19 protein-coding genes and 1 other RNA gene are annotated in these 19840 nt (G+C 65.0%); 7 read left to right on the plus strand and 13 right to left on the minus strand.

The features are described from left to right. Positions 1–2: 2 nt before the first annotated feature. The 5 genes from IPV08_RS17405 to recR all read right to left on the minus strand — a co-directional run bounded on the left by IPV08_RS17405 (position 3) and on the right by recR (position 4478). Complete coding sequence (locus IPV08_RS17405; RefSeq protein WP_207412796.1) at positions 3–1388, minus strand: hypothetical protein; 1386 nt, start codon at positions 1386–1388, stop codon at positions 3–5. An 88-nt stretch (positions 1389–1476) separates the two neighbouring features. Then, positions 1477–2250: a tRNA pseudouridine(38-40) synthase TruA gene (gene truA, locus IPV08_RS17410; RefSeq protein WP_207412797.1), complete on the minus strand. Its 774-nt coding sequence runs from the start codon at positions 2248–2250 to the stop codon at positions 1477–1479. 25 nt (positions 2251–2275) lie between these two features. Next, positions 2276–3205, minus strand: coding sequence for a methionyl-tRNA formyltransferase (gene fmt, locus IPV08_RS17415; protein WP_207412798.1), 930 nt, complete (start codon positions 3203–3205; stop codon positions 2276–2278). Positions 3206–3233: 28 nt separating this feature from the next. Next, positions 3234–3752 (minus strand): peptide deformylase, encoded by a 519-nt coding sequence (locus IPV08_RS17420; RefSeq protein ID WP_207412799.1) that lies wholly within the window; start codon positions 3750–3752, stop codon positions 3234–3236. A gap of 120 nt (positions 3753–3872) precedes the next feature. Further along, positions 3873–4478: a recombination mediator RecR gene (gene recR / locus IPV08_RS17425; RefSeq protein WP_056430987.1), complete on the minus strand. Its 606-nt coding sequence runs from the start codon at positions 4476–4478 to the stop codon at positions 3873–3875. 336 nt (positions 4479–4814) lie between these two features. Here recR and IPV08_RS17430 point away from each other — a divergent pair, with 336 nt between their 5' ends. Further along, positions 4815–6431, plus strand: a complete 1617-nt coding sequence (locus IPV08_RS17430; RefSeq protein ID WP_207412800.1) for a phosphoenolpyruvate carboxykinase — start codon at positions 4815–4817, stop codon at positions 6429–6431. Positions 6432–6498: 67 nt separating this feature from the next. On the opposite strand, the gene IPV08_RS17435 is transcribed toward IPV08_RS17430, so the two are convergent. The 4 genes from IPV08_RS17435 to IPV08_RS17450 form a co-directional block, all read right to left on the minus strand. Continuing rightward, on the minus strand, positions 6499–6819 hold the full coding sequence (locus tag IPV08_RS17435; RefSeq protein WP_207412801.1) for a YbaB/EbfC family nucleoid-associated protein: 321 nt from the start codon (positions 6817–6819) through the stop codon (positions 6499–6501). Between the two features lie 66 nt (positions 6820–6885). Continuing rightward, positions 6886–8853 (minus strand): DNA polymerase III subunit gamma/tau, encoded by a 1968-nt coding sequence (locus tag IPV08_RS17440; protein WP_207412802.1) that lies wholly within the window; start codon positions 8851–8853, stop codon positions 6886–6888. A 68-nt stretch (positions 8854–8921) separates the two neighbouring features. Next, an RNA gene (ffs, locus tag IPV08_RS17445) (signal recognition particle sRNA small type) lies at positions 8922–9018 on the minus strand. A 56-nt stretch (positions 9019–9074) separates the two neighbouring features. Beyond that, the gene (locus IPV08_RS17450) at positions 9075–9338 is read right to left on the minus strand and encodes a PepSY domain-containing protein (protein ID WP_056430974.1); all 264 of its coding nucleotides are present in this window, start codon (positions 9336–9338) and stop codon (positions 9075–9077) included. Positions 9339–9484: 146 nt separating this feature from the next. Here IPV08_RS17450 and IPV08_RS17455 point away from each other — a divergent pair, with 146 nt between their 5' ends. After that, positions 9485–11020 carry a YifB family Mg chelatase-like AAA ATPase gene (locus IPV08_RS17455; protein ID WP_207412803.1) on the plus strand — a complete coding sequence of 512 codons (1536 nt, stop codon included), beginning with the start codon at positions 9485–9487 and terminating at the stop codon, positions 11018–11020. Between the two features lie 18 nt (positions 11021–11038). On the opposite strand, the gene IPV08_RS17460 is transcribed toward IPV08_RS17455, so the two are convergent. From IPV08_RS17460 to IPV08_RS17470, 3 genes are all read right to left on the minus strand, one after another. After that, complete coding sequence (locus IPV08_RS17460; RefSeq protein WP_207412804.1) at positions 11039–12472, minus strand: mannose-1-phosphate guanylyltransferase/mannose-6-phosphate isomerase; 1434 nt, start codon at positions 12470–12472, stop codon at positions 11039–11041. 175 nt (positions 12473–12647) lie between these two features. Beyond that, a complete protein-coding gene (gene scpA / locus IPV08_RS17465) occupies positions 12648–14813 on the minus strand; it encodes a methylmalonyl-CoA mutase (RefSeq protein ID WP_207412805.1) in 2166 nt (721 codons plus the stop codon). A 147-nt stretch (positions 14814–14960) separates the two neighbouring features. Beyond that, entirely contained in the window at positions 14961–15380 is a 420-nt protein-coding gene (locus IPV08_RS17470; protein ID WP_207412824.1) for a hypothetical protein, read from the minus strand. Positions 15381–15472: 92 nt separating this feature from the next. Here IPV08_RS17470 and IPV08_RS17475 point away from each other — a divergent pair, with 92 nt between their 5' ends. Both IPV08_RS17475 and IPV08_RS17480 read left to right on the plus strand, forming a co-directional pair. After that, positions 15473–16378 (plus strand): DUF817 family protein, encoded by a 906-nt coding sequence (locus tag IPV08_RS17475; protein ID WP_207412806.1) that lies wholly within the window; start codon positions 15473–15475, stop codon positions 16376–16378. Between the two features lie 74 nt (positions 16379–16452). Beyond that, a complete protein-coding gene (locus tag IPV08_RS17480) occupies positions 16453–16653 on the plus strand; it encodes a hypothetical protein (protein WP_056430960.1) in 201 nt (66 codons plus the stop codon). A gap of 219 nt (positions 16654–16872) precedes the next feature. Here IPV08_RS17480 and IPV08_RS17485 read toward each other — a convergent pair whose 3' ends face one another. Beyond that, complete coding sequence (locus tag IPV08_RS17485) at positions 16873–17088, minus strand: hypothetical protein (RefSeq protein WP_018044781.1); 216 nt, start codon at positions 17086–17088, stop codon at positions 16873–16875. A gap of 423 nt (positions 17089–17511) precedes the next feature. Between IPV08_RS17485 and IPV08_RS17490 the strand changes: the two genes are divergently transcribed. The 3 genes from IPV08_RS17490 (at position 17512) to IPV08_RS17500 (ending at position 19699) form a co-directional block, all read left to right on the plus strand. Then, positions 17512–18645: a trypsin-like peptidase domain-containing protein gene (locus tag IPV08_RS17490; RefSeq protein ID WP_207412807.1), complete on the plus strand. Its 1134-nt coding sequence runs from the start codon at positions 17512–17514 to the stop codon at positions 18643–18645. Positions 18646–18731: 86 nt separating this feature from the next. Next, positions 18732–18989, plus strand: coding sequence for a hypothetical protein (locus IPV08_RS17495; protein ID WP_207412808.1), 258 nt, complete (start codon positions 18732–18734; stop codon positions 18987–18989). After that, positions 18986–19699: a DnaJ domain-containing protein gene (locus tag IPV08_RS17500; protein WP_056430951.1), complete on the plus strand. Its 714-nt coding sequence runs from the start codon at positions 18986–18988 to the stop codon at positions 19697–19699. The genes IPV08_RS17495 and IPV08_RS17500 overlap by 4 nt, the downstream gene beginning before the upstream one ends. The last annotated feature ends 141 nt before the right edge of the window (positions 19700–19840 follow it).

Below are 19840 nucleotides of genomic sequence, written 5' to 3' on the forward strand. Positions count from 1 at the left end.
CATCACGACGCCTTATGCATGATCGACCGTCGAACCCAGCTATCGCGAATGCGATACCGGCATTGGAGGCGATGCCGGTGCAAGGTGAAGCGGCGATTGCGCGGGCCCAATCTTTCCCCGACGGCGATGTAGATCTGCCGAAGGCGGTGAACATGCGGGTCGTCCAGGCGCAGCTCGATACTGGCTCTCGTCAGCGCGGCCGCAGCCTTGGGATCCTTGACACTGAGCGGAACGAGGCTGTCACCGAGGATGATGCGCCCGACTTCCAGAAGCAGGTTTTCGTGTGTGCCGTCGGTGGAAGCCGCGAGACGTTCGAGGTCGAACAAGGTCCGCACGCCTAGGGGCCAAAGCCGGATGACCCTCTCTCGGCCGACCGAACAGCAGAGTTGCGCCTGCGCCACCCAATCCATGATCTGGTAGACGCCGAACGGTGTCTCTACGAACAGCATCAGCGGATTGGCGGTCGCTAGGTTCTGTGTCGAGTGGATGTGGTGATCGTCGAGCCTGACGCGGATGTTGCTGTCGATCCCGTCGATGATCTCTACGGGTGTGATCTTGAACGCTCGGAAGACGTCCTCTTCCTCGCGTTTGAAGTTCTTCAGCTGGTCTCTTTGCACGATGCTCCGCATGACGACATCTGGCATGATCCCGGCGATGAAACAGGCGACGACCACTGCAGCGATGGTGGCCGGCGCAGTCGCGAAGGAATCTGCTTTCAGCAGTGCGGAGACCACGTCCGTCCCGATCCAGAGGATGGAAATGACGAGGATCGGCCCGAGCGCGATGCTGACCAGCATCCTGATGCTCTCGCCGACGATCGTCCCGGGGCTCATGTCGAAGTTCTTGATCGCGCGGTAGAAACTGCGCAACGCCGTAACGTAGCTTCCGGCGAAGGCCGCGCAGATTCCCAGGAGCCAGACCAGCCCCAGGCTACCCGGCGTCGGATACGTCACGCCCGGCCAGCTGAAACCGGACGGTGTCGTCGGTTGTCCGGCGAACATCCAGAGGAGCAGCGACAATCCGTAGAACATGCCGATCCCCGCGAATGCGCTGAAGGGAGCGCAGCCGATGAGCCAGGAGACCTTCGAGAAATCCTCGCGTTTGCGATGCGCCTCCCGCGCCATGGCATTCGTTCGATCATCGCCACCGAATCCTGCGGTCGGGTCGCTGCTGCGCTTGGCCCCGACGAAATACTTGTATTTCACGAATTCGAAGGAGGGGATCAGCATCGGCCCCGGCTGATCCGATCTATCGAAGACCGTTGCAAGATCCGTGATGATCTCCTGCCTCTGAAGTTTGATCGCCTCTCGTATGGCGACGAAGATCAGCGGTGAGACGACCGCGAAGACAGTCGCGAGAACGAGGATGATCTGGAATGGCGTTTCCACGGGCGAAGGCTCCAGGCCTCACGATGTCGAAAATCGTCGAGGTTGCCTGAAGATGCCTTTTCGCTGGCGAAATACAATCTGAAATTGCTTACTCAGTAGATTCCCGGTTCGGTCCGTAATCCACCCCCACGAAGGTCAGTCCCTTGGCGGGCGCCATCGGGCCGCAGCGGGCGCGGTCGCGGCTCGCCAGGATGTCGGCGACCTGGGCGATACCGAATCGTCCGCAGCCGGCCATCATCAGTGTTCCGACCATGGCGCGGACCTGATGGTGCAGGAACGAGCGCGCCGAGGTCGAGATCACGATCTCCTCGAACAGGCCCATCGTCACCGTGGCCACATCGAGCTGTTCGAGGGTGCGGATCGGGCTGTTCGCTTGACACTCGGCGGCGCGAAAGGCGGTGAAGTCGTGGCGACCGAGGAGACCTTGCGCGGCCCTGTGCATCACCTCGGCATCGAGCGGCCATGGAACGTGCCAAACATGGTCGCGCGTCAGGGCAGGCGGGCTGCGCCGGTTGAAGATGCGGTAGCGGTAATGCCGTCGAATGGCTGAGTGGCGCGCATCGAAACCGGGCCCGACCCGCTCGGCGCTGACGATGGCGACCGGTAGCGGGCGGAGATGGGCGTTCAGGGCGTCGCGCACCGTATCCGTGCGCCAGTCCTTGATGAGGTCCAGATGGGCCACCTGATGGATGGCGTGGACGCCGGCATCCGTCCGACCGGCGCAGGTCAGGCGCAGGTCCTCCCCTGTGAAGCGTTTGACGGCGTCCTCAATGGCGCCCTGGACGGTGATGTCTTCGGCCTGCCGCTGCCATCCGCAGAACGGAGCGCCGTCATACTCGATGACGAGTTTGTAGCGGGGCATCAGCGACGGCCCCTGGTCTCTGACTTCACGGGAAGCGCGTTCCCGGCGCGAGATGCGCACCGCGCACGAATTCCGCACCCGTGACGATGCCGCCCTTGCCGGCCCGGCGCAATTCTGTGAGCTGCACGGCGCCCTCGCCGCAGGCGATGGTTCCGGCCGCATCGAGCAGAGTGCCGGGCGTGCCCTGTCCCTCCTTTGGCACGGCGCGCAGCACCTTAACCCGTTCCGGCCCCTTGCCGAGATCGGCCTCGAAGAAGGCTCCGGGGAAGGGCGACAGCCCGTTGATATGGTTCGCCACCTCACCCGCCGGCTTCGACCAGTCGATGCGCGCCTCGTCATTGGTGATCTTGTGCGCGTAGACGAGACCCTCCTCGGATTGGGGCGTGAGGGGGAGGGGCTCGTGTTCCAGCTGGCCGAGGGCCCGGCTCATGAGCGCCGCGCCAATGGGCATCAGCGCATCGTGCAGGTCTCCCGCACTCATGCCGGGGGTGATGGCGACCCGTTCTTCCAGGGCCACGGGGCCGGTATCGAGGCCCGCCTCCATGCGCATGATGCCGACACCGCTCTCCGTATCCCCCGCCATGACCGCGCGTTGGATCGGTGCCGCCCCGCGCCAACGGGGCAGCAGGGAGGCGTGGAGGTTCAGGCACCCGTGGCGCGGCACGTCGAGGATCGCCTGAGGCAACAGCATCCCGTAGGCGACGACCACGGCGACATCGCATCCGTGCGATCGGAACAGCGTGAGCGCATCCGGCGTCTTCAGCGTCGTGGGGGTATGAACCGGCAGGCCGAGCCTGTCCGCTAGCGCATGGACGGGGGACGGACGCAACGCCATGCCGCGCCCGGACCGCGCCGGGGCGCGGGTATAGACCGCGGCGATGTCGTGACCGTCTTCCGCCAGGCGCGCTAGGGTCGCCACGGCGAAATCGGGCGTCCCCATGAAGACGAGCTTCATCGCACGCGCTCTCTGTTGAAGGATGAGATCAGACGTCCTCGCCGCGCTTGGCCGCCTTGACGAATTTCTTGATGACCCGGTCGCGCTTCAACTTCGACAGGTGATCGATGAAGAGTACGCCGTCGAGGTGATCGATCTCGTGCTGGATGCAGGTGGCCAGAAGCCCGTCCGCCTCGATCTCGCGGGTTTCGCCGGAAAGATCGCGAAAGCGTACGCGCACCCGGTCGGGCCGCTCGACCTCGCCGTAATATTCGGGGATCGACAGGCAGCCCTCGTCATAGACGCGCTTCTCCTCCGAAGCCCAGACGATCTCCGGGTCGATGAAGACCTGCGGCTGGCGCGCGTTCTCGTCCTTCGACGTGTCGATCGTGACTACACGCTTGGTCACGCCGACCTGGATGGCGGCGAGGCCGACGCCCGGGGCATCGTACATCGTCTCCAGCATGTCGGCGGCGAGGGTGCGGACCTCATCGTCGATGGTACCGACGGGGGTCGACACCTGACGCAGGCGGGCGTCTGGCAGGATGACGAGGGGGCGGATGGTCATGGCGCGGCCGGATCTGTCGATGAAAAGGGCCCGGCTCCCTGTCTCCCGGGTCCGCCGTGCCGGACCCGCAGATAAGGTTTGGCGGATGGCCGGTCAAATCGGCCGGGATAACGATGCGGCTCAGAACGCCGTCCGGCTTCGGATGGCCGCCGAGAGTGTCCCTTCGTCGAGATAATCGAGCTCTCCCCCCACCGGCACGCCATGGGCGAGGCGGGTCACTTTCAGCCCGTGATGCGCCAGGGATTCGGTGACGTAATGCGCGGTGGTCTGGCCATCGACCGTGGCGTTCAGAGCCAGGATGATCTCCCGGACATCGCCGTTCCCGGCCCGGTCCACGAGGCTCGCGAGGTTGAGATGCTCCGGCCGAACACCATCGAGGGCGGAGAGCACGCCGCCGAGGACGTGATAGCGCGCCGTCACCGCGCCCGACCGCTCCAAGGCCCAGAGGTCGGAGACATCCTCGACCACCACCAGGATGGAGGGATCGCGCGACGCGTCCCGGCAGATGGTGCATGGGTCGCTTGTATCGACGTTGCCACATTCCTGGCACACGACGATGCGCTCGGAGGCCACCTGCATCGCCTCCGCCAGCGGAGCGAGCAGAGCTTCTCGCTTCTTGATGAGATGCAGCGCCGCGCGCCGGGCCGAGCGCGGGCCGAGCCCCGGCATTCGCGCGAGGAGCTGGATCAGGCGTTCGATTTCGGGGCCGGCAACGGCTTGGGCCATACGTGTTCCGTCAGACGGCCGCGGCCGTGTTCGTTAAATGGGGTCGGATCTCGTCGTCTTGTAGTCGGGAATCGCCGCCGCCGCATGCGTTCCGACGCCGCTCCGGATACCCCTTTGTTTCTCTGACAGATCCGTTCGTTCGTCTTTTAAACCGTTGCCGTCTCAATTGACCGGTGGCCGCCGGAGAATAAGCAGGTCTATTCGATCGAGTGGTGAACCTGTGCGCGGCGGACCTGAACGACCGCGTGGACGCTCCATCGGACCGTCCGGAAGACGAATGGGAGATTCCGGCCAAGCCAGACCTCAAAGCGATCAGGTGTTCGAGGAGTAGCGGACGTGACACATTTCGGCGATTTCAACGCCAGCCATGGACCCGAAAAAATCGGTCTGCGCAATCTGAAGGCGGTTCATTGGAACCTGGAACCCCCGCGGCTCTACGAGGAATCCCTGAGCCGTGGTGAATCGCAGCTCGCCCATGGCGGCGCCCTCGTGGCGACCACTGGCAGCCATACCGGTCGTTCGCCGAAGGACAGGTTCATCGTCCGTGACGCCAACACCGAGAACGAAATCTGGTGGGAGAACAACGGCGCGATTACGCCCGAGCAATTCGAGACGCTGTACCAGGATTTCCTCAGCCATGCCGAAGGGCGCGAACTCTTCGCCCAGGACCTCTATGGCGGCGCCGATCCGGCCCACCGTGTCCAGGCGCGGGTCTTCACCGAACTCGCCTGGCACTCGCTCTTCATCCGCAACCTGCTGATCCGGCCTGAGCGTTCGGCCCTTGCGGATTACGTCCCCGGTCTGACGATCATTGATCTTCCGAGCTTCCAAGCCGAACCGCACCGTCACGGCTGCCGCTCGAAGACCGTCATCGCCATCGACTTCACCCGGAAGATCGTTCTCATCGGCGGCAGTGCTTATGCCGGCGAGATGAAGAAGTCGGTCTTCACCTATCTGAACTACGTTCTGCCCGGCGCGGGCGTGATGCCGATGCATTGCTCGGCCAATGCGGCGCTGGATGCCGAGGGCGAGTCAGCCCTGTTCTTCGGCCTCTCGGGCACCGGCAAGACCACGCTCTCCAACGATTCCTCGCGGCAGCTCCTCGGCGACGACGAGCATGGCTGGAGCAAGGACGGCATCTTCAATTTCGAGGGTGGCTGCTACGCGAAGACCATCCGTCTCTCCCGCAACGCCGAGCCCGAGATCTACGCCACGACCGAGCGTTTCGGCACGGTGATGGAGAACGTGGTGATCGACCCGCTCTCGCGTCGCCCCGATTTCGACGATGCGTCGCTCACCGAGAATACCCGCTGCGCCTACCCGCTCGACTTCATCGCCAATGCCAGCGCCACGGGCAGGGCCGCTCACCCGAAGAACATCGTGATGCTCACCTGCGACGCGTTCGGGGTGATGCCACCCATCGCCAAGCTCTCGGGCGCGGAGGCGATGTACCACTTCCTCTCCGGCTACACCGCCAAGGTGGCCGGAACGGAACGCGGCCTGACGGCGCCCGAGGCGACGTTCTCGACCTGTTTCGGCGCACCTTTCATGCCCCGGCACCCGAGCGTCTACGGCAACCTGTTGCGTGATCTCATCGCCCATCACGATGTGGATTGCTGGCTGGTGAATACCGGCTGGACCGGCGGAGGTGTCGGCACCGGACGGCGCATGCCGATCCGCGTCACGCGTCGGCTGCTCGGTGCCGCCCTGGACGGGTCGCTGTCGAAGACCGAGTTCCGTCGCGATCCGTATTTCGGCTTCGCGGTTCCGGCTTTCGTTCAGGGGGTCGAGCCGCACATTCTCCAGCCCGTGAAGACCTGGGGCAACAAGACGGCTTTCGCCGAGACGGCGACGCGCCTCGTGTCGATGTTCCGGGAGAACTTCAAGCGCTTCGAGGCCCATGTGGACGCCGACGTGCGCGCCGCCGAGCCGGTTCAGGTCATCGCGGCCTGAGACAGATCATCATCCGATCCCGGCTCGTGCCGGGATCGGCCCCTACGAGGAAGAACCGGCCGAAGACCTAGAACAGGTTCAGCCCCGGCGGGATCGGCAATCCCTTGGTCAGTTCGGCCATACGTTCGGCCGCCACGTGCTCGGCTTTCCCGCGCGCGTCATTGACCGCGGCCACGATCAGATCTTCCAGGATCTCACGTTCGTCGGGGTTCATCAGCCCAGGATCGAGGGTGACGCCCTTTACGAGGCCCTTGGCGGTCATCGTCACGGCGACCGCGCCTCCGCCGGACGCGCCGCTGACCTCGACGGTATCGAGCTCGCGCTGCAGGGTCGCCATCTTCTCCTGCATGGCCTGGGCCTGCTTCATGATTCCCATGAGGTCGCGCATGGCTGAGCTTTCAAAACGAAGTGAGACGATTACAGGACGGCATCTGGGGTCGGCAGCGGCGAAGCGCTATGCCTCGTCGTCCGGATCTCCGGTGCTTTCGGGGTCGACCGGCGTGAGGTCCGTGCTGGCAGCCGCTTCCACCGGGGGGGCCTTGTCCCGCACGTCGATGATCTGAGCGCCGGGGAAGCGCGCGAGCACTTCCTTCACCAGAGGGTGCGCCGCCGCGTTCTCATGGCGCGATTCCAGCGCGGCGCGTGCCTTGTAGGCAAGGGTAGGCTCTCCCTCCTCCTTCGACAGCGCCACGATCCAGCGTCGGCCGGTCCAGGCATCCAGCGAACGGGCAAGATCGTTGGGCAGGCTCTGCCGGCCCCCCTCCGCCAGGCGGAACTCGATCCGTCCTTCCTCGAACCGTACGAGATGCGCTTCCCGTTCCAGCGCCATCTTGAGACCGATGTCGCGGCGCTCGTCGGCGAGGGCGACGATATCCTCGAAACAGGTCAGGCGCGGACCAGCCTCGCGGGGCGCTGCTTCCGGGGCGGGGGCCGGGACGAGATTCACACGCGCGCCGCCGCTCGCCGCGAGGGTCAGCGCGGGACGCGGCGGGGGCAAGTCGATCGATGGCAAGTCGATTGATGGCAAGTCGATCGATGGCGAGGCCATCGATTGTGCGGCCAATGACTGCGCAGCCCCCGGCGGCGGGCCCGATATGGCCGAGTGCGCTGCTCCGGCATGCGCAGATGACACTCCGCTCGGCGCGGATGCACTCGGCAGTGTAGCTCCCGTCGATGTCATCGGGGTTGCAGCGAACGCATCCGATTTCAACTGTCGCAGGGCCTCGTCCGGCGTCGGCAGGTCGGCGGCATAGGCCAGGCGGACGAGAGCCATTTCGGCGGCGGCGAGCGGTCTCGCGGCGGTCTGGACCTCGGGAATCGCCTTCAGCAGGATCTGCCATGCGCGGGACAGGGCGCGGATGGACAGTTTGGCCGCGAACTCACCTCCGCGACCGCGCTCGTCGGCGCTCAAGGTCGGGTCGGCCGCCGCCGCATCGGGGACGAGCTTCAGCCGAGTGACGAGATGTGTGAAGCTCGCCAGGTCCGACAGGACGACGGCGGGATCCGCGCCCGCTTCGTACTGGCTGCGGATCTCGGCGAAAGAAGTCGGTACGTCGCCGCGCATCACCGCCTCGAACAGGTCGACGATCCGCCCCCTGTCGGCGAGGCCGAGCATGTCGCGCACGCTCGCCCCGGTGACCAGGCCGGCGCCATGGGCGATGGCCTGGTCGAGGAGCGAGAGCGCGTCACGCACCGAACCTTCGGCGGCGCGTGTGATCGCCGCCAGGGCTTCCGGCTCGGCCTCGACGGATTCGGCCGCGCAGATCTTGGCCAGATGGGAGACCATGGTGTCGGCCTCGACCCGACGAAGGTCGAAACGCTGGCAGCGCGACAGGATCGTCACCGGCACCTTGCGGATCTCGGTGGTGGCGAAGACGAATTTGGCGTGGGGCGGCGGCTCTTCCAGTGTCTTCAGAAAGGCGTTGAACGCCTTCTCCGAGAGCATGTGCACTTCGTCGACGATGTAGACCTTGTAGCGGGCGGAGACCGGCGAATACCGGATGCCGTCGATGATGCCGCGTACGTCGTCGATACCGGTATGCGAGGCGGCATCCATCTCCAGCACGTCCATGTGCCGTGATTCCATGATCGCCTGACAATGGCGGCCGAGCTCCGGCATGGCGATGGTGGGGCCGGTATCGGGATGCCCGTCGCGCAGGTAGTTCAGGCCACGGGCGAGGATGCGGGCGGTCGTCGTCTTGCCGACGCCGCGCACACCGGTCAGCATCCAGGCTTGTGGAATGCGATTGGCCGCGAACGCGTTGGCCAATGTGCGGACCATCGCGCCCTGGCCGATCAGATCATCGAAATTCTGGGGGCGGTATTTGCGCGCCAGCACCCGGTAGGGCGTGGCCGCCGGTACGGGCTCGGGAAGACCCGGAAGGCCGGGAAAATCGCTCGGAGTGCCGGAGGTCGCGTCCATGCCGCCTTGCGTGGTTCGAGCGGCCCCGGGTCGGGGGATGCCGCCACGCGGACCTCAAAAGAAACGAAGGTGGGAGGCTGGACGAAGACCCGCTCGGTCTCGTTAGGGCTGCTTCCTTCCGGACCTGACCCGGTTGGCGAGTGAAACGTCCCTCGCCAACCTCCCGAGCGCTATATGGCCGGCGCCTTGCTGGAACGCAAGCGCCAGGACGGACGAAGCGCTTATTCGGCTTCGCGAGTGGTGATCGCGTAGGTCTTGAGGTCGAGTTCGAGGTCGAACTGCTTGCCATTCGCATCGATGGCGTCGTCCACGTCGATCTCGTGCTCCTCGACTTCGATTTTGCCCCACTTGGTGAAGCCTTCCTTCTTCAAGGTGGCTTCGATCTTGGTACGCTCCTCGGGGGTCGGCGCACGGTCGGCGAAGGCGGTGCCAGTGAGGGCGAAACCGAGGGCGATGGCAGCAAGGCTCGCAGTCTTGATCGACATGGTGGAACTCCTTGGTCCGGAAAGTGACACTTTCGAACGGCGAATCGGGAATGGAGTTCCATGACATGTCAGCAAGGGCGCACGCGCTGGTTGTCATGAGCCATGGCGCATCCTAACCTTGGCTATAAGCTCAGGGGTCTGGATCCATGGTCACCCGCGTCGCCACAGTCGCCTTCGAGGGGATCGAGGCGCGCGCCGTCGACGTCCAGGTCCAGATCGCCCCGGGGGCGGTGATGTTCATGGTGGTGGGGCTGGCGGACAAGGCCGTGGCGGAATCGCGCGAGCGCGTGCGCTCCGCGCTGATCGCATCGGGACTGGCGCTTCCGGCAAAGCGCATCACCGTCAACCTCGCTCCGGCGGACCTGCCGAAGGAAGGCTCGCATTACGACCTTCCCATCGCCCTCGCGGTGATGGCCGCCATTGGCGCGATCCCACCCGATGCGCTCGCCGGGTACTGCGTTCTTGGTGAGCTCGCTCTCGACGGCACGATCACGGCGGTGAACGGCGTCCTGCCCGCCGCGATGGCGGCGAATGCGCGAGGACTTGGCCTGATCTGCCCAGCGGCGACGGGACCCGAGGCAGCCTGGGCCGGCGGCGATATGGACGTGCTGGCCCCGCGTTCGCTGATTCAACTGGCCAATCATTTCAAGGGAAGCCAGGTGATGGCCCGGCCCGAACCGGCCGTGGCCACGAGCACGGGACGCCTACCCGACCTTCGCGACATCAAGGGCCAGGAAGGCGCCAAGCGAGCGCTCGAAATCGCCGCCGCCGGAGGGCACAACCTGCTGATGAACGGCCCACCGGGCGCGGGCAAATCGATGCTCGCCGCGCGACTTCCCTCGATCCTGCCGCCGCTCGGTCCGCGCGAACTTCTCGAAGTCTCGATGATCCAGTCTGTGGCCGGCGAGCTGAAAGGCGGTGCGCTCTCGAACCGGCGCCCCTTCCGCCAGCCCCACCATTCGGCGTCGATGGCGGCCTTGGTGGGCGGCGGAATGAATGCCCGCCCCGGCGAGGCCTCGCTGGCGCATGGCGGCGTATTGTTTCTCGACGAGCTTCCCGAATTCACACCCCAGGTGCTCGATTCCCTACGCCAGCCGATGGAGACCGGAGAGGTCATGATCGCGCGCGCCAATCACCGGGTGACCTATCCGGCGCGGTTCCAGCTGATCGCCGCGATGAATCCGTGTCGCTGCGGTCAGGCCCTCGAGCCGGGCTATGCCTGTCGACGTGGACCCAACGAGCGTTGTGTCGCGCAATATGGCGCCCGTATCTCCGGGCCGCTCCTCGACCGGATCGACTTGCGAATCGAGGTGGGGGCAGTCACGGCGGCCGATCTGATCCTGCCGCCTCCCGCCGAAGGCTCGGCCGAAACGGCGGCGCGGGTCGCAGTCGCTCGGGCACTGCAGACCGAGCGCTTCACCGCGCAGGGGCTCACCGGCGTCGTCACCAACGCTACGTGTCCGGCTCCGATGATCGAAGAGATGGCCGCGCCGGATGCCGACGGTACGGCGTTGATCCGCGACGCGGCGGAAACCATGCGTCTCTCGGCTCGCGGCTTTCACCGCGTCCTGCGCGTGGCGCGCACCCTGGCTGACCTCGACGGGGAGGAGCGGGTACGCCGCATCCATCTCGCCGAGGCCCTGTCCTATCGCGGCCGGGCCGAGCGGCGTGTGGCCGCCTGAGCCCGACCGTCTCTCGTTTTAACGCCCGTAGATGTCCTCGACGCGGATGATGTCGTCCTCGCCGGTATAGGATCCGACCTGGACCTCGATGAGTTCGAGGGGGATCTTGCCCGGGTTGGTGAGGCGATGCATCGATCCGATGGGCAGGTAGACCGCCTCGTTCTCGTGAACCAGCACGACACGGTCATCCACGGTGACCTCGGCGGTGCCGCGCACCACGACCCAATGCTCGGCACGGTGGAAGTGCTTCTGCAGTGAGAGCCGCCCGCCCGGCGTCACCATGATGCGCTTCACCTGGAAACGCTCGCCGATATCGATGCGCTGATACCAGCCCCAGGGGCGGAACATCCGGCGATGGGCATCCGCCTCGGGATGGGCTTTCTCGCGCAGCTGCGTCACCAGCTCCTTGACGAGCCCGGCCTTGGCCTTCGAGGTGACGAGTACGGCATCCGGGGTCGAGACGACGACGATGTCGTCGACGCCGACCACCGCAGTGAGGTGCTCGCCCTCGCTATGGATCAGGCTGCCCCGGGTCTCGACGAGTTCCACGCGGCCGCGCACGGCATTGCCCAACGCATCACGAGGCAGGACGTCCCAGACCGCATCCCAGGTGCCGACATCGGACCAGGGGAAGGAGACCGGCAGGACTCCGGCGCGATCGGTCCGCTCCATCACCGCGTAATCGATGGAGGTTTTCGGCGCGCTGGCGAAGGCGGCGGAATCCAGGCGCAGGAAGTCGAGATCGCTCGTCGCCTTGTCGAGGGCCGTGCGTGTCGCGGCCAGGATCTCCGGGACATAGGTCTCGAGTTCGGCCAGCATGACGTCGGCCCGGAACAGGAAGTACCCGCTGTTCCACAGGGCCCCGTCGGCGATCAGGCTTTCCGCGCCATGACGATTGGGCTTCTCCACGAAGCGCCCGACATCATAGGCACCCTCTACGCCGTCGATGGGCGCGCCCTTACGGATATAGCCATAGGCGGTGGATGGAGCGGTCGGCTCGATTCCGAGGGTCATGATGCGGCCCGCCTGCGCACCAACCGCGGCGGCGCGTGCAGCCTCGACGAAGGCCGCGGTGTCACCGATGACATGGTCGGCCGCCAGGATCATCACCACGGCCTCCGGGTCGCGGCGGGCGGCATGGAGGGCGGCTACCGCAACGGCCGCGGCGGAATCGCGACGCTCCGGCTCGAGCACGATGTCGGCTTGGACCTCGGCCTGCAGAAGTTGTTCCGCCACGATGAAGCGGGCTTCACTGCTGGTGATGATCGTCGGCCGCGAGAAGGCGGTTCCGTCGGTGACCCGACGGGCGGTGTCCTGGAATGTCGAGCTGTCCGCGTTCACGAGCGGAGTGAACTGCTTCGGCATGCTTTCGCGAGAAGCAGGCCAAAGGCGCGTACCGGAGCCTCCGCAGAGGATGACCGGATGGATGAGAGGGAAAAATCCTGAGGCCATCGGCGTCAACTCACAATTTCAGTTCAGTACGGTGTCGGGAAATACAATCTTGCTGCGCCGCAACCAACCCGGCGTGGGATGAAAAATGCGGCAAAAACGATAAATGCATTAGGCAAGCGCTTGAGGCCGGCGTCGAAGCCGATCTCTTGCACTACGGTCGTGTAACATGAACGCCCTATTCGGCGGCCTGACGCGCGCTGTAACCGAGCCTTCCGTTGAGTTCTTCGATCAATTTCACCGCAGCGTCAGCAATGACCGTGCCGGGTGGGAAAATCGCGGATGCGCCAGCGGCATGGAGGGCGGGATAATCACCCGGGGGGATGACCCCACCAATCACGATCATGACGTCGCCCCGGCCTTGTTCGGTGAGGGCTGCCTTCAATTCGGGCACCAGCGTCAGGTGGCCGGCGGCCAGGGACGACACACCGACGATGTGGACGTCGTTCTCCACAGCCTGACGCGCGGCTTCGGCGGGAGTTGCGAAGAGGGGTCCGATATCCACGTCGAAGCCGAGATCGGCGAAGGCCGAGGCGATCACCTTCTGACCTCGGTCATGCCCGTCCTGGCCCATTTTCGCGACGAGAATACGCGGGCGCCGCCCGTCATTCTCCTCGAAGGTTTCCACGAGCTGACGAACGGTCTCGACCACCGGCGACATGCCACCCACCTCTCGCTTGTAGACGCCCGATATCGAGCGGATCTCCGCCCGATGCCGGCCCCAGGCCTTTTCCAGCGCGTCGGAAATCTCTCCGACCGTGGCCTTCGCGCGGGCAGCCTCGACACCTAGCGCCAGGAGATTGCCCTCTCCTTGGGCGGCTGCGGTCAGTGCCGCAAGGGCCGCATCGACGTCGGCCTGGTTGCGCTCAGCACGCAGCCTCTTGAGCTTGTCGATCTGGAGCATGCGGACATTGCCGTTGTCGACGCGCATCAGCTCGATGGCGCGGTCATCCTCGGGCTTGAATTTGTTGACGCCGACGATGGTCTGGCGGCCGGAATCGATCCGCGCCTGGGCGCGGGCCGCCGCTTCCTCGATGCGCAGTTTGGGGATGCCGGCCTCGATGGCCTTTGCCATCCCGCCCAATTCCTCGACTTCGCGGAGATGCTCCCAGGCGCGGGCGACGATGTCCTGGGTCAGCTTCTCGACATAGTAGGAGCCGCCCCACGGATCGACGATCCGCGTCGTGCCGCTCTCCTGCTGCAGGAACAGCTGGGTGTTGCGGGCGATGCGCGCCGAGAAGTCGGTGGGCAGCGCGAGTGCTTCGTCGAGGGCGTTGGTGTGGAGCGATTGCGTCCCGCCCTGCGTCGCTGCCATCGCCTCGATGCAGGTGCGTGTGACGTTGTTGAACACGTCCTGGGCGGTCAGCGACCAGCCGCTCGTCTGGCTGTGGGTGCGCAGGGGCAGAGACTTGTCGGTCTTCGGCTCGAACTCCTTCACGAGCTTGGCCCAGATCAGGCGCGCGGCCCGCATCTTGGCAATTTCCATGAAGAAGTTGGTGGAAATGGCCCAGAAGAACGACAGGCGGGGTGCGAACTTGTCGATGGTCAGCCCGGCCGCGAGACCGGCCTTGATGTACTCGACGCCATCGGCGAGCGTGTAGGCGAGTTCGAGGTCGTTCGTCGCACCGGCTTCCTGCATGTGGTAGCCGGAAATCGAGATCGAGTTGAATTTCGGCATGTGAGCCGAGGTGTAGGCGAAGATGTCGCCGATGATCCGCATCGAGCCCGCTGGCGGGTAGATGTAGGTGTTGCGGACCATGAACTCCTTGAGGATGTCGTTCTGGATCGTGCCGGCGAGCTTCTCCGGCGGCACGCCCTGCTCCTCGGCCGCCACGATATAGAGCGCCAGGATCGGCAGCACCGCGCCGTTCATCGTCATCGAGACGGTCATCTCGTCCAGCGGGATGCCCGAGAACAGCGTCCGCATGTCGTAGATCGAATCGATCGCCACGCCGGCCATGCCTACATCGCCCGAGACACGCGGGTGATCGGAATCGTAGCCCCGGTGGGTGGCGAGATCGAAGGCCACCGACAGGCCCTTCTGTCCGGCCGCGAGATTGCGCCGATAAAAGGCGTTCGAATCCTCAGCCGTGGAGAAGCCGGCATATTGCCGGATCGTCCAGGGCTGCGTCACGTACATCGTCGGGTAGGGGCCGCGCAGATAAGGCGCAACACCGGGATAAGTGTGCAGAAACTCGATCCCCTCGCGATCCTCCGGCCCGTAGACGCCCTTCACCGGGATGCCTTCCGGCGTCATCCAGGGCTCGCCTGCCGGCGGCACCGGCGCCGTGAAGGCATCTGCCGTGTAGGGGACGTTCGCGAAATCAGGGATACGGGACGTCATGTGATCGAACTCGTGCGGCGGCGTATGGCGAAGCATTATAGTGAAGCACCGGCTTCGGGCTATCCCTCTCAAATTCATTTTGAGGATGAACCGCGATCCCAACTCCGCGGAGGGGGCTTCCGGCACAGCCTCAGACTGCGGCATCGTTCAGTTCTCGGCGCCTCCTGATCGGCTTTTGAGCCACTCGATGCGCTCGTCGATCAGTTCGCGCAGCCTGTCGCGTCGCTTCGAGGCCTCCCAGCACGTGTCCGGGCAGTTAGGGGTTTCACCCTCCATGATTCCGACGACCGCCAGGACGACGAGAGCCAGGGCAAGCAGGATTCCAAATACGATCGGCCAGGCGAGGCTGAGCCCGACGAGGAGGGCGAGACCGCCCTTCAGCACGAGCGAGCCGGCAAGCTTCAGCTTGATCAGCGCCGCGAAGCTGGCGCCGCTACCAAGAACGCCTCGAAACACGCGCGTGGCGATGGCGCGAAACCGACGCCGGGCCAAGAGCTGCTGCAAGCGGGCCAGATCGCGTTGCACACGCTCCGATTCCCAATCGGCGTCTTGCTCGGTCGTCCGCATCGGCAAGCGATTGCCCTCCCGCGCTATCGATAAGGTCGAGCTTCACCCTCGGCTACGCTAAGGCGGGCTGCGCCACTGCCGGAACCGCTAACGTGACAGACATCCCGACCCAAAGCGCCGCCCGCACCTGGCCGCCCATCGCCCGGTTCGCCGGCATCGAGGCACGTCTCGGTGCATGGGCCCTGGGGCGGGGACCTTTCGCGGCGGGACTCTACGAATTCCTGAGGTTCGGCATCAAGCAGGGGTGGGCGTGCCTGTTCGGCGGTTTGCTCTGCGCCCTGCTCATCGCGAGCTACCTGCTCTATCCACCGTATGCGGCGATCAGTCGGTACGATTTTCTCACGCTGTCGGCGGTGGCGATACAGATAGCGCTTCTCGCCCTGCGCATGGAGACCTGGGAGGAGGCGAAGGTGATCGCGCTCTTCCATGTGGTCGGGACGGTGATGGAGATCTTCAAGACCGCCGTCGGGTCATGGATCTATCCGGAGGCCAGTCTGCTCCGCATTGCGGGTGTGCCGCTTTTCACCGGCTTCATGTATGGGAGCATCGGCTCCTACATCGCCCGGGTGTGGCGCCTGTTCGACTTCCGCTTCACCCATCATCCCGGCACCGGCGTGACGCTCCTGCTGGCCGCGGCGATCTACGTGAACTTCTTCACCCATCACTACGCGATGGACATCCGCCTCGGGTTGTTCGCGGCAACGGCCGTGTTGTTCGGCCGAACCTGGGTGCATTTCAAAGTCTGGCGGGTGCACCGGAGAATGCCGCTTCTCCTGGGCTTCCTGCTCGTCGCACTGTTCATCTGGTTTGCCGAGAATATCGGCACGGGGACGCGGGTCTGGCTCTATCCGAACCAGACATCGACCTGGGCGATGGTTTCCTGGCAGAAACTGGGTGCCTGGTATTTGCTGATGATCATTTCCTACGTGCTGGTCACCCTCGTGAACAAACCGGAGATTTATCGACACGGCGGGATCGAGCGGAGAAATTCGAGATAATAGCGATCGGCCTTCTTTAAGGTTTGGCAAGATCGAACGGGCTATGCCCGTTCGAGCCATGAGGAACCCCGTTCATGAGTGATTCCATCGCCGGCCTTGCACAGTCGATCGTGTCGAACCAGACGGCTGCGACGCGAGAGTCGATGCAGACGACTTTCATACGCAAGCAAGGCGAGAGCGACCGGGCCATTTCCCAGATGTTGCAGCAATCCGCCGATCAGCAGAAGGCCGTTCTTCCCGAAGGCCAAGGTGCGGTCGTGGACCGGCAGGTCTGAGCCTCGGTCACCATCGGCGACAAGGCCCGATGATTGCCCGCATCGAGGCAGGCCATGCCGTAGGACGGGTCGGGTTGCCCGCAAAGGATGACGCATGCATCGGACAGGCGGGTCCGACTTGCTACATCATCGTTACGCCCGCTGCGCGGCGCGGTCGGTTCCGCGCCGGCGGCTGGGTCTAAAAGAGCTCGTCAGTCGGCTGACAGAAGCCGTAGCGGATCAATTGAGATAGGTGCGGATCCAGTTCGGCGAGAGAATTTCGCCTTCTTCCGTGATGATCCATGGCTGCTTTGCCGGGTCGGTCAGGGCGCCTGCGGCGGCCTCGATCGCCTCGCGAAGGGTACCGTAGCGCGCAGGCTGGGCCAGCGGCGCCGGGACGGGAGTGGTCCGCCAGATCGTCAGATCGGCAGGACGTTCGAGGGCTTCGGTTTCCATAACAATGTTTCCTTGAACCTGAGAGGGTCATTCCCCGCGGGTCTGTGCGACTGAACCAGCACTTGGCGCAGCCAGCGCGGGATGTGTTTCCGTGAGAATGGAAGCATCTCTAGGGCAGCTTTGCGATCAATTTAGGCATTGCCATGATGAGTATGGCAGACCCGATCTTTTATCCCCTGCCTTAAGCATCATGTTTTGGACACAAAGCTTGAAGCCGCTGCTCTGGGACGCCCTCTTTTTATGATGAAGAGTTGAGAGTGGCAGTGCTTGCCGTACTTGTAGCTTGAACGTTGGGGCGAAACCGTGTGCCTGCGCACCCGGATCGTGCCACCCGTCAAAACAGTTGAACGGAGATGCGTGACCGACCAGTTAATGCGACAGACGCAGTCCAGAATTTTTCCAAAGCTGTGAAAGGGATGTGACATGTCGGACCGCTTTGGCCGCATCGCGATCACGGCGGCTCTGGTGCTCATGGCCCTCTATGTCGGGCAGCCCTATGTGGCGGCCCTCCTGTTCTCGGCCGAAACCCCGCGGGCGATCACAGCGCGGGGGGATCTGGCCCAAGCGGAAGTGTCCACCGCGACGTTGTTCGAGCGTGCGAGCCCATCGGTCGTGCATGTCTTCGCCCAGGCCGCCGCACAGGGGCGCTCTTTGATGAGCCCCGACGCCGAGGAGGGCGAAGGCGGCACCGGTGCGCAGACGGGTACGGGCTTCGTCTGGGATGGCGCAGGGCATGTGGTCACCAACAATCACGTGGTCGCATCGGCTGCCCAGCGGGGCGGGTCGGTGTCCGTCCGTCTTTCCTCGGGTGAAGTCCGTCCGGCGACGATCGTCGGCACTGCGCCGAGCTACGATCTCGCCGTACTTCGCCTCGGCGGCACCGGCGCCGTTCCGCCGCCCCTCGCCATCGGTACCTCGGCGGATCTCAAGGTCGGGCAATCGGCCTTCGCCATCGGGAATCCATTCGGTCTCGACCATACCCTGACGACGGGTGTCATCAGCGCGCTTCGCCGCCGCCTCCCGACGGGGGAGGGGAGGGAGCTGTCCGGCGTCATCCAGACCGACGCCGCGATCAATCCCGGCAATTCGGGCGGGCCACTCCTCGATTCCGCCGGACGCCTCGTGGGCGTCAACACGGCGATCTATTCTCCCTCCGGTGCCAGCGCCGGCATCGGTTTCGCGATTCCCGTGGATGTCGTGAACCGGGTCGTCCCCGAACTCATCCGCAACGGACGCACCCGCAATCCGGGTATCGGCATCATCGCCGGGCAGGAGGCCACCGCCGCGCGCCTCGGGATCGACGGTGTCGTGGTCCTGCGGGTTCTGCGCGGATCGCCGGCCGCCGAAGCCGGCTTGCGTGGCGTCGACGTTCAGACCGGCACGATAGGCGACATCATCGTCGGAGCGGCCGGCCAGCCCGTGCACCGCCTGGCCGACCTCACCGCGGCAATGGAAGCGGCGGGGATCGGCAAGTCCATCGAGCTCGCTGTGGAGCGGGACGGGCGCATCCGCAAGGTGACTGTCACCACGGCGGATGTCGCAGAGACGCGGCAATAAGGCTTTCCCGGTTCGGGCTGTCACATTGGCCGTTTCCGGTGCAGTAGGGACGGAACCGCGCCGCACGAGAACACGCAAGACACGCAATGACGACGAAGGCCAGCCTGTCCCGATCCCTCGTCTGCGTCGCGCTGGCGCTCGGCACGATGCCGGCCGAAGCGAGCGACAGGGCGCGGCGCTTATGTCCCGGCGACGCTCCCGAGGGAGTTCGCCCGCCGTCTCGTGAGCGTTGCCCGGTCAGTATTACTGAGCAGGCCGGCTCGCTGAGTGGTTCGCACCGGATTGGCGACGTCCAGATCCGGATCGGCGGACGGGTCTCACTCGATCACGACATCCGCCGATGACGATCCTCGCCGCCCTCGCGGCCCTGTTCGTCCTGTGGTGGTACGCGAAGAACGCCAAGCCCCAACTCGTTCGGCGCTTGCGGCGCCTGATCACGCCGCGTGTCGTGAGACGTAGCGGAGGCTATGTCTTGCTCGCCCTGGCAGCTGTGGCGGCAATTCGCGGACGGGTCGAACTCGCGATCCTGTTCGGGGGCATCGCGTTCTGGTTTCTCGACGGTGTCGATGCCCTCGTCGTCCGGCTGCGCGGACTGGCCGGGCGTGTTGCCGTCGCACGGCCCACGATCGTGCTGTTCGAGGTGATGCCGGACGGACGGACCGCTGACGGGATCGTTCAGATCGGTCCCTATGCCGGGCGTCGCCTGTCACAGCTTCCGGATGCGGCGCTGATGCAGATCTTCGCCGTCTGCCGCAAGGTGGATCGCATCGCCGCCCGCCGGCTACAGACGTATCTCGACGGCAGGACGGCCGCCGGGCGTGTAGACGCTGAGAGAGATGCCAACGCGCGGTCGCGCCGTCCGCCGGATCCAGGGTCGATGACGCAGGAGGAGGCTCACCAGATCCTGGGGCTTCAGAGCGGGGCGACCTTGCAGCAGATCCGCACGGCTCATCGGACGCTGATGAAACGGTGGCATCCCGACCAGGGCGGAACGGTCGAGGGGGCTTCGCGTATCAACGCGGCCCGAGACAGGCTTGTGAGCCGACATCGCTGATACTCCACGCGCGTTGCCAGAAAAATGCTCGATCAGACCCGACCGGCGAACAGCCGTCGGGGTTCGACGAAGACGCGAAGGGCGTCGTCGCCGTTGTCAGGACGGGTTCGGCATCCTGAAGAGGGAAACCGTCGCGTTGGT

Origin of the sequence: Methylobacterium sp. SD274, assembly GCF_017355285.1 — a bacterium.
Classification (GTDB): Bacteria; Pseudomonadota; Alphaproteobacteria; order Rhizobiales; family Beijerinckiaceae; genus Methylobacterium.

Excerpts from the sequence above, each read along its gene's own strand:
- truA (WP_207412797.1), bottom strand. The coding sequence starts at position 2,250 with ATGCCCCGCTACAAACTCGTCATCGAGTATGACGGCGCTCCGTTCTGC.
- fmt (WP_207412798.1), bottom strand. The coding sequence starts at position 3,205 with ATGAAGCTCGTCTTCATGGGGACGCCCGATTTCGCCGTGGCGACCCTA.
- IPV08_RS17420 (WP_207412799.1), bottom strand. The coding sequence starts at position 3,752 with ATGACCATCCGCCCCCTCGTCATCCTGCCAGACGCCCGCCTGCGTCAG.
- recR (WP_056430987.1), bottom strand. The coding sequence starts at position 4,478 with ATGGCCCAAGCCGTTGCCGGCCCCGAAATCGAACGCCTGATCCAGCTC.
- IPV08_RS17435 (WP_207412801.1), bottom strand. The coding sequence starts at position 6,819 with ATGCGCGACCTCATGGGAATCATGAAGCAGGCCCAGGCCATGCAGGAG.
- IPV08_RS17440 (WP_207412802.1), bottom strand. The coding sequence starts at position 8,853 with ATGGACGCGACCTCCGGCACTCCGAGCGATTTTCCCGGCCTTCCGGGT.
- IPV08_RS17450 (WP_056430974.1), bottom strand. The coding sequence starts at position 9,338 with ATGTCGATCAAGACTGCGAGCCTTGCTGCCATCGCCCTCGGTTTCGCC.
- IPV08_RS17455 (WP_207412803.1), top strand. The coding sequence starts at position 9,485 with ATGGTCACCCGCGTCGCCACAGTCGCCTTCGAGGGGATCGAGGCGCGC.
- IPV08_RS17460 (WP_207412804.1), bottom strand. The coding sequence starts at position 12,472 with ATGGCCTCAGGATTTTTCCCTCTCATCCATCCGGTCATCCTCTGCGGA.
- scpA (WP_207412805.1), bottom strand. The coding sequence starts at position 14,813 with ATGACGTCCCGTATCCCTGATTTCGCGAACGTCCCCTACACGGCAGAT.
- IPV08_RS17470 (WP_207412824.1), bottom strand. The coding sequence starts at position 15,380 with ATGCGGACGACCGAGCAAGACGCCGATTGGGAATCGGAGCGTGTGCAA.
- IPV08_RS17480 (WP_056430960.1), top strand. The coding sequence starts at position 16,453 with ATGAGTGATTCCATCGCCGGCCTTGCACAGTCGATCGTGTCGAACCAG.
- IPV08_RS17485 (WP_018044781.1), bottom strand. The coding sequence starts at position 17,088 with ATGGAAACCGAAGCCCTCGAACGTCCTGCCGATCTGACGATCTGGCGG.
- IPV08_RS17490 (WP_207412807.1), top strand. The coding sequence starts at position 17,512 with ATGTCGGACCGCTTTGGCCGCATCGCGATCACGGCGGCTCTGGTGCTC.
- IPV08_RS17495 (WP_207412808.1), top strand. The coding sequence starts at position 18,732 with ATGACGACGAAGGCCAGCCTGTCCCGATCCCTCGTCTGCGTCGCGCTG.
- IPV08_RS17500 (WP_056430951.1), top strand. The coding sequence starts at position 18,986 with ATGACGATCCTCGCCGCCCTCGCGGCCCTGTTCGTCCTGTGGTGGTAC.